Genomic DNA, 2,073 nt, shown 5'->3' with positions numbered 1-2,073 from the left:
CTGGTTACCCGTTACGGCATCCGTTGAGGTTCCACTAATGTCTCCATTTTTAAGAGACGTAATCTTGCTGTTCTCTTTACTGTCCCCATGCGTCGCTACAAAGGCACCTTTAGCCTTATCCCACAACAACGCATCAGCCTGAGCAGTGCTAATTTCATTGGTAATCTCTTCGGTAATTTCATCCTTAACATGTTCGATTTTATCTTTAACATTCTCGAATGAATCACCAACACCNCTTATCCCACAACAAGGCATCAGCCTGAGCAGTGCTAATTTCATTGGTAATCTCTTTATGTAAATCCGTGAAAGAAGTGCCTACACCGGCAAACGCTGAAGCCACATCTGTATAGCTCTCCTCACTCTCAGTACCATCAGATTTTACTGTTTTAACCGTGAACTTAGGTTTGCTCCAGTGGCCATCCTCATACTTAGCACCACCACCTAAAGACTTCGCAACATCGCTCCCTAGAGCATATAGCTGGTTACCAGCTACAGCATCCGTTGACGTTCTACTAATGTCTCCATTTTTAAGAGACGTAATCTTGCTGTTCTCTTTACTATCCCCATGCGTCGCTACAAAGGCATTCGCCGTTTGGCTCCAGATTAAAGCATCACCATTAACCGCTTGAGTAATATTACTTAGTTTTTCATCAAACTTTTTGACCTCATTAGACAGATGAGTGTTCACATTCTTGACACTCGTATCAAGACCCGCAAAAGCGCTACCAACATCATTGAAGCTCGTCTTTTCCACATCACCATCTGCAGAAATATTAGAGATTTCGTAAGTCGGAGCTGTCCATGTGCCACCTTCATACTTAGCTTTACCACCTAAAGATTGCGCAACACTGCTCCCTAGAGCATATAGCTGATTGCCCGCTACAGCATCACTTGAGTCTTTAGTTATAGACCCATTGGTAAGCGATGTTATCTTGCTGCTTGCATTCTCTTTACTGTCCNTGAGTGTTCACATTCTTGACACTCGTATCAAGACCCGCAAAAGCGCTACCAACATCATTGAAGCTCGTCTTTTCCACATCACCATCTGCAGAAATATTAGAGATTTCGTAAGTCGGAGCTGTCCATGTGCCACCTTCATACTTAGCTTTACCACCTAAAGATTGCGCAACACCGCTCCCTAGAGCATATAGCTGATTGCCCGCTACAGCATCACTTGAGTCTTTAGTTATAGACCCTTTGGTAAGCGATGTTATCTTGCTGCTTGCATTCTCTTCACCATGCGTTGCTACAAAAGCATGTGCAGTGTCGCTCCAATTCAAGGAATCACTCTTTGCTTCAGCAATATCTTTGCTAATTTCATCCTTAATATTCGTGATAGAATTATTCACATTCGCGAAAGAAGTTCCTACACCAGCAAACGCTGTTGCTACATCATGATACTCTTTATCTTCTGTTTTACCATCTTCTTTCACGCTCTTAACCGCAAATGTAGGCGCACTCCAAGTTCCATTCTCATACTTAGCTTTACCACCTAAAGACTTCGCAACACTGCTCCCTAGAGCATATAGCTGATTGCCCGCTACAGCATCACTTGAGTCTTTAGTTATAGACCCATTGGTAAGCGATGTTATCTTGCTGCTTGCATTCTCTTCACCATGCGTCGCTACAAACGCATGTGCAGTGTCGCTCCAATTCAAGGAATCACTCTTTGCTTCAGCAATATCTTTGCTAATTTCATCCTTAATATTCGTGATAGAATTATTCACATTCGCGAAAGAAGTTCCTACACCAGCAAACGCTGTTGCTACATCATGATACTCTTTATCTTCTGTTACCCCATCCGCTTTAAAGCTCTTAACCGCGAATGTAGGCGCACTCCAAGTCCCATTCTCATACTTAGCTTTACCACCTAAAGACTTCGCAACACTGCTCCCTAGAGCATATAGCTGATTGCCCGCTACAGCATCACTTGAGTCTTTAGTTATAGACCCATTGGTAAGCGATGTTATCTTGCTGCTTGCATTCTCTTCACCATGCGTCGCTACAAACGCATGTGCAGTGTCGCTCCAATTCAAGGAATCACTCTTTGCTTCAGCAATATCTTTGCTAATT

The 2,073-nt window shown here is 43.2% G+C and carries 1 protein-coding gene and 2 pseudogenes; all 3 read right to left on the bottom strand.

From position 1 onward, the window contains the following. Window positions 1–223: 223 nt before the first annotated feature. Window positions 224–754 (bottom strand): hypothetical protein, encoded by a 531-nt coding sequence (locus ACFILU_RS08455; protein WP_375675573.1) that lies wholly within the window; start codon window positions 752–754, stop codon window positions 224–226. Window positions 755–823: 69 nt separating this feature from the next. Then, window positions 824–931 (bottom strand): annotated as a pseudogene (locus ACFILU_RS08450) (hypothetical protein); the annotation flags it as partial. A gap of 19 nt (window positions 932–950) precedes the next feature. Further along, window positions 951–2,073: pseudogene (locus ACFILU_RS08445) on the bottom strand (hypothetical protein); the annotation flags it as partial.

The organism is Bartonella sp. CL100XZDX, from assembly GCF_042195375.1.
In the GTDB taxonomy this organism is placed as follows: domain Bacteria; phylum Pseudomonadota; class Alphaproteobacteria; order Rhizobiales; family Rhizobiaceae; genus Bartonella.
Note: the sequence above shows the minus strand (reverse complement) of the source record. Positions and strands in the feature narration are given on the sequence as shown.